At 69.2% G+C, this 6,000-nt stretch carries 6 protein-coding genes; 3 read left to right on the forward strand and 3 right to left on the reverse strand.

The window, feature by feature from the left end; translation table 11 throughout:
- The first annotated feature begins 429 nt into the window (after positions 1-429).
- The 3 genes from A5712_RS24580 to A5712_RS24590 all read left to right on the forward strand — a co-directional run bounded on the left by A5712_RS24580 (position 430) and on the right by A5712_RS24590 (position 4,101).
- Positions 430-801 (forward strand): hypothetical protein, encoded by a 372-nt coding sequence (locus A5712_RS24580; protein WP_231982229.1) that lies wholly within the window; start codon positions 430-432, stop codon positions 799-801.
- Positions 802-916: 115 nt separating this feature from the next.
- Entirely contained in the window at positions 917-3,886 is a 2,970-nt protein-coding gene (locus A5712_RS24585) for an acyl-CoA synthetase (RefSeq protein ID WP_068111232.1), read from the forward strand.
- Positions 3,886-4,101 carry a Trm112 family protein gene (locus tag A5712_RS24590; RefSeq protein WP_068111235.1) on the forward strand — a complete coding sequence of 72 codons (216 nt, stop codon included), beginning with the start codon at positions 3,886-3,888 and terminating at the stop codon, positions 4,099-4,101. Before A5712_RS24585 ends, A5712_RS24590 begins: the two co-directional genes overlap by 1 nt.
- Here the strand turns inward: A5712_RS24590 and A5712_RS24595 are convergent.
- From A5712_RS24595 to A5712_RS24605, 3 genes are all read right to left on the reverse strand, one after another.
- A complete protein-coding gene (locus A5712_RS24595) occupies positions 4,067-4,690 on the reverse strand; it encodes a TetR family transcriptional regulator (RefSeq protein WP_068111239.1) in 624 nt (207 codons plus the stop codon). The two genes, A5712_RS24590 and A5712_RS24595, sit on opposite strands and share 35 nt — an antisense overlap.
- Position 4,691: 1 nt before the next feature.
- Entirely contained in the window at positions 4,692-5,510 is an 819-nt protein-coding gene (locus A5712_RS24600; protein WP_156766754.1) for an ABC transporter permease, read from the reverse strand.
- On the reverse strand, positions 5,444-6,000 hold a 557-nt coding region (locus A5712_RS24605), incomplete at its 5' end, for an ABC transporter ATP-binding protein (RefSeq protein WP_068111241.1). The genes A5712_RS24605 and A5712_RS24600, both read right to left, overlap by 67 nt.

Genomic DNA, 6,000 nt, shown 5'->3' on the forward strand with positions numbered 1-6,000 from the left:
GGTGGCGAACGCGGGTGAAGCGTCCTGAACCGGTGAATCGTGTCGACGTTCCGCGCCAAGGGACGCTCGTGGTGGAAGCCCGCCGCCTGCCCATCGGGGCACCTCACTCCCGCAGGAAACACGTTCGGACGGCCACCCCAACGACACCGCTCGCGGAATCGAGTCGAGGTGGCTGCCCACAGGACCGGTTAAGCGCCCAGCTGCGTGTTTCAACCGAGGTGGTCGTGACGGCATGCAGGCATGCGTCGCAAACCTTGCGCTCGGGTTAAATACCCGGATTCGCGGGGGCTAACCATTGAATTCCCTGTCAGGCCGCCGGTGGCGCTAAGCCATGGGGGGCAACGCAAGTCATCCTTCGCCGATTCGTCGGTGCGGATCGGTTTCAGCCGCGACAACCGGGCAATCCTGCGCTCGAGAGAGGACCGGATGATGGTCAATACACACAACGGATTCCAGGCCGAATCTGGTCCCGGGGCGTGGGGCGCCGAGGACGCGTTGCGCGCCGGCCGGCGGGCCGAGCAGGCGCGGCGGCTGGCCAGGGCGGCGCAGCGATCGGCGGCGAGCAGCCTGGACATTTCGGCGGACAGTCACGACCGAACCGCGAACGCGTATGACGAGGCGGCCTGGCGCGATGATCGCCGCGCGGATGAGTGGCGGGGACACGCGATTCGGCACCGCGAGTACGCGGCGGAGGATCGCCGGATGGCGCAGCGGTTGCGGCGCATGGCCGACAGCGACCCGTGGGGATTCGGCACCGGTGAAGAGGCGCGGAGCGGCCGAAGAATTTACGGGCTCGACTAATTCGATACTCCCGTCGAGCCGCGCTGGGGGTGTGCGCGGGCAAACGGCCTGACCAGAACCGCCGGGGGCACCGGTGTGCCATGATGGCGGAGCTGTCAAGAGTCAGGGAGCAGCGGTGGATCTCAATTTTTCGATGGTCACGCGTCCGGTCGAACGGCTGGTCGCCACGGCACAGAACGGGTTGGAGGTCTTGCGGCTGGGGGGCTTGGAAACCGGCACGGTGCCGTCGCCATCCCAGATCGTCGAGAGCGTCCCGATGTACAAGCTGCGCCGGTATTTCCCCCCGGACAGCCGGCCCGGGCAGCCGTCGGTGGGACCGCCCGTCCTGATGGTCCACCCGATGATGATGTCGGCCGACATGTGGGACGTCACGAAGGAGGACGGCGCGGTCGGAATCCTGCACGCCGGGGGGCTGGATCCCTGGGTCATCGACTTCGGTTCGCCGGACAAGGTCGAGGGCGGCATGCGCCGCAATCTGGCCGACCACATCGTCGCGCTCAGCCAGGCCGTCGACACCGTCAAGGACGTCACCGGCAGTGATGTGCATCTGGTTGGCTATTCGCAGGGCGGGATGTGGTGCTATCAGGCCGCGGCGTACCGGCGTTCGAAGAACATCGCCAGCATCGTCGCGTTCGGGTCGCCGGTGGACACGCTGGCGGCCCTGCCCATGGGCATCCCGGCAAACTTCGCCGCGCCGGCCGCGAACTTCATGGCCGACCACGTCTTCAGCCGGATGGCCATCCCAAGTTGGATGGCGCGCGCCGGTTTTCAGATGATGGACCCGCTCAAGACGGCCAAGGCCCGGGTGGACTTCGTGCGCCAGCTGCACGACCGCGAGGCGCTGCTGCCGCGTGAACAACAGCGCCGATTCCTCGAGCGCGAAGGCTGGATCGCGTGGTCGGGCCCGGCGATCTCCGAGCTGCTCAAGCAGTTCATCGCGCACAACCGCATGATGACCGGTGGCTTCGCGATCAACGGCCAGATGGTCACGCTCACCGACATCACCTGCCCGGTGCTGGCCTTCGTCGGCGAGGTGGACGACATCGGGCAGCCGGCCTCGGTGCGCGGCATCCGCCGGGCGGCGCCCAACGCCGAGGTCTACGAACGCCTCATCCGCACAGGGCATTTCGGTCTTGTGGTCGGCTCGCGGGCGGCGCGCGAGAGCTGGCCCACGGTGGCCGAATGGGTGCGCTGGCTGTCGACGGGCGGGGATAAGCCGAGCGGCATCGACCTGATGGCCGATCAGCCGGTCGAGCACACCGACAGCGGCGTCGCGATGAGTTCGAGGATCACCCACGGCATCGGCGAGGTGTCCGAGGCGGCGATCGGGGCGGTGCGCGGAGCGGCCAGCACGGTCGTCGCGGCCAACAAGTCGATGCGCACGCTGGCCGTCGAGACCATCCGCACGCTGCCCCGGCTGGTCCGGCTCGGGCAGATCAACGACCACACCCGGATCTCGCTGGGCCGCATCATCGAGGAGCAGGCGCGCGACGCCCCCCAGGGTGAGTTCCTGTTGTTCGACGGGCGCGTGCACACCTACGAGGCGGTCAACCGGCGCATCAACAACGTCGTCCGCGGCCTGATCGAGGTGGGCGTGCGCCAGGGCGACCGGGTCGGCGTGCTGATGGAGACCCGCCCCAGCGCCCTCGTTGCCATCGCCGCGCTGTCGCGGCTGGGCGCCGTCGCCGTGGTGATGCGGCCCGACGCCGACCTGGCCGCGTCGGTGCGGCTCGGGGGAGTCAGCGAGATCCTCACCGACCCGACCAACCTCGACGACGCGCGCGACCTGCCGGGTCAGATCCTGGTGCTCGGTGGCGGCGAGTCGCGCGATCTGCACCTGCCCCACGACAGCGACGTCATCGACATGGAACAGATCGACCCGGACGCGGTGACGCTGCCGGCGTGGTACCGGCCCAACCCGGGATTGGCGCGCGACCTGGCGTTCATCGCGTTCACCGCCGCCGGCGGCGAGCTGGTGGCCAAGCAGATCACCAACTACCGGTGGGCGCTGTCGGCGTTCGGGACCGCGTCGACGGCCGCCCTGGACCGCCGCGACACCGTGTACTGCCTCACGCCGCTGCACCACGAGTCGGCCCTGCTGGTCAGCCTGGGCGGCGCGGTCGTCGGCGGCACCCGCATCGCGCTGTCACGCGGGCTGGACCCGAAGCGCTTCGTCCAGGAGATCCGCCAGTACGGCGTGACGGTGGTGTCCTACACCTGGGCGATGCTGCGCGACGTCGTCGACGATCCGGCGTTCGTGCTGCACGGCAACCATCCGGTGCGGCTGTTCATCGGCTCGGGCATGCCGACCGGTTTGTGGCAGCGGGTGCTCGACGCGTTCACGCCCGCCAACGTCGTCGAATTCTTCGCCACGACCGACGGGCAGGCGGTGCTGGCCAACGTGTCCGGCGCCAAGATCGGCAGCAAGGGACGCCCGCTGCCCGGCGTGGGGCGCGTCGAGCTCGCGGCCTACGACGCGGAGCACGACCTGATCCTGGAGGACGACCGCGGCTTCGTGCAGCGTGCCGAGCCCCTGCAGGTGGGGGTGCTGCTCGCCCAGTCCCGCGGGCCGATCGATCCCAGCGCGTCGGTCAAGCGGGGGGTGTTCGCCCCCGCCGACACCTGGATCTCCACCGAGTACCTGTTCTACCGCGACGGCGACGGCGACTACTGGCTGGCGGGCCGGCGCGGCTCGGTCGTGCACACCGCGCGCGGGCTGGTGTTCGCCGAGCCGGTCACCGACGCGCTGAGCTGCATCAACGGCGTCGACCTCGCGGTGACCTACAACGTCCCGGTGGGCGACCGCCAGTTGGCGGTCGCGGCCGTGACGCTGTTGCCCGGGGCCGGCATCACCGCGGCGGACCTGACCGAGGCCGTCGGCGACCTGCCCATCGGGGTGGGGCCGGACATCGTGCAGGTGTGTCCCGAGCTGACGCTCAGCGCCACCTACCGTCCGACCGTCAGCGCGCTGCGCGCGGCCGGGATCCCGAAGGCGGGGCGCCAGGCGTGGTACTTCGACGCGACCAGCGAGCAGTTCCGCAAGCTGACGCCGGCCGCGCGGTCCGAACTGAGCGGTGGGCAGTGATGCTCGACGATGCCCTGCTCGCCATCCTGGTGTGTCCGGCCGATCGGGGCCCATTGGTGCTCATCGGGGATGAGCTGCTCTACAACCCGCGGCTGCGGCGTGCCTACCGCATCGAGGACGGCATCCCGGTGCTGCTGATCGACGAGGCGCGCGACGTCGACGACGACGAGCACGAACGGCTCATGGCACGAGCCCATCCGGCAGATCCCCGGTGAGGTAGCGCTGCAGGTTCGGCGCCACGGTCCGCGCGATCACATCGGCGGGCAGCGACTTAAACGGCTCCAATTCCAGGATGTAGCGCGCCATCACCACCCCCACCAACTGCGACGCGACGAACTGGACGCGGACGACGCCGCTGCCTGGCGGGTCGTCGACACGCGGACCCACCTCGACCGCGATCACATCCTGGATGAAGGACCGAAACAGGTTGACCTCAGAACCGGCCAGGATCGAGCGCAGCGCGGCGACGAACGCGACACCGATCTCGGAGTCCCACAGCGGCAACAACATTGACGGCAGGGTGTGGCCGAGCTCCTCGACGGGCACCTCGCGCAATGCGCCGATGACCTCCATCGGGTCGATCGGGATGTGCACAGCGGCGGCGAACAGCTTTTCCTTGGTGCCGAAGTAGTGATGCACCAGCGCCGAATCGACGCCGGCCGCCGCGGCCACCGCGCGAATCGACGTGTTACGGATGCCGTTGCGGGCAAACAGCTCTCGGGCACTGGTCAGGATCCGCTCTCGGGTATCCGAGCTGCCCGCCGGTCGCCCGGGCCGCCGGCGCCCGGTATTCGTCGTCGTCACGCTAGGGCGTCCGCCGGCGCAGCGTCGCCGCCGCCAGGCACAGCGCCGCGAGCGCGAACCCCATCACGACGACGATGTCGCGCACCGCGACGTAGGTGAGTTCGCTGTGCGTGCCCACCTGCTGCAGGGCCTCCAGCGCGTAGCTCGCCGGCAGCACGTTGCTGATCCACTGCAGCCAGTGCGCCATCAATGCCCGGGGCACGATGATGCCGGCCAGCAGCAACTGGGGGACCATCACCAACGGGATGAACTGCACGGCCTGAAACTCGGTGCGCGCGAAGGCGCTACACAGCAGGCCCAGCCCGACGCCCAGCACGGCGTTGACGATGGCGATCACGAACACCCATACCGGGCTGCCCGCGGTGTCGAAGCCCAGCAACCAGAATGACACGATGCAGGCCAGGATCGCCTGCGCCGCAGCGGCTATGGAGAATGCGGTGCCGTAGGCGATGAGCAGGTCCAGCCGGCGCAGCGGCGTGGTCAGGATGCGCTCCAGCGTCCCGGAGGCCCGCTCGCGCTGCATGGTGATCGACGTGATGATGAACATCACGAAGAGCGGGAACAGTCCCAGCAGGATCAGGCAGGCGTTGTTGAACGGGGTTGGCGTGCCGGGTCGGTGTGGGGCGTTCTCGAACATGAAGTACATCAGCGTGATCACCAGGATCGGCACGAGCAGGATCAGCGCGACGCTGCGGTGGTCGGCCGCCAGCTGCCGCAGGATGCGCGTCGTGGTGGCCGCGTAGGCCTTCAGCCCTAACCGGCCTGGAGCCTCGTGCTGCGCTTGATGATGGACAGAAACGCGTCCTCCAGTGACGGACATCCGGTGTCCTCTCGTAGTCGGGTCGGGGTGGTGTGGGCGACGAGGTGGCCCTCGCGCATCAGCAACAGGTCGCCGCAGTGGTCGGCCTCGTCCATCACGTGGCTGGAGACCAGCAGGGTGGTGCCGCCGCGGGCGAGCTCGGTGAACTGCTCCCACAGGTCGACCCGCAGCACGGGGTCCAGGCCCACGGTCGGCTCGTCGAGCACGAGCAGCTCGGGCCGGCAGACCAGCGCGCACGCCAACGACGCCCGGGTGCGCTGACCGCCGGACAGGTTGCCGCAGAAGGCGGTTCGATGGTCGGTCAACCCGACCCGCTCGATGGCCGCATCGGCGGCGCAGTTGTCGAAGCCGTACAGCGAGGCGAAGTAGCGGACGTTGTCCACGATCCGCAGGTCGTTGTAGATCGTCGGGTCCTGCGGCATGTATCCGACGCGGCGGCGCAGCGCCGGGCTTCCGGCCGGCCGGCCCAGCACGGTGACGGTGCCCGACT

Source organism: Mycobacterium sp. E2327 (assembly GCF_001672675.1).
GTDB lineage: Bacteria > Actinomycetota > Actinomycetes > Mycobacteriales > Mycobacteriaceae > Mycobacterium.

Bases quoted from the DNA above. Each gene is read 5' to 3' on its own strand.
- A5712_RS24580 (WP_231982229.1), top strand. From the start codon at position 430: ATGGTCAATACACACAACGGATTCCAGGCCGAATCTGGTCCCGGGGCG.
- A5712_RS24590 (WP_068111235.1), top strand. From the start codon at position 3,886: ATGCTCGACGATGCCCTGCTCGCCATCCTGGTGTGTCCGGCCGATCGG.
- A5712_RS24600 (WP_156766754.1), bottom strand. From the start codon at position 5,510: ATGTCCGTCACTGGAGGACGCGTTTCTGTCCATCATCAAGCGCAGCAC.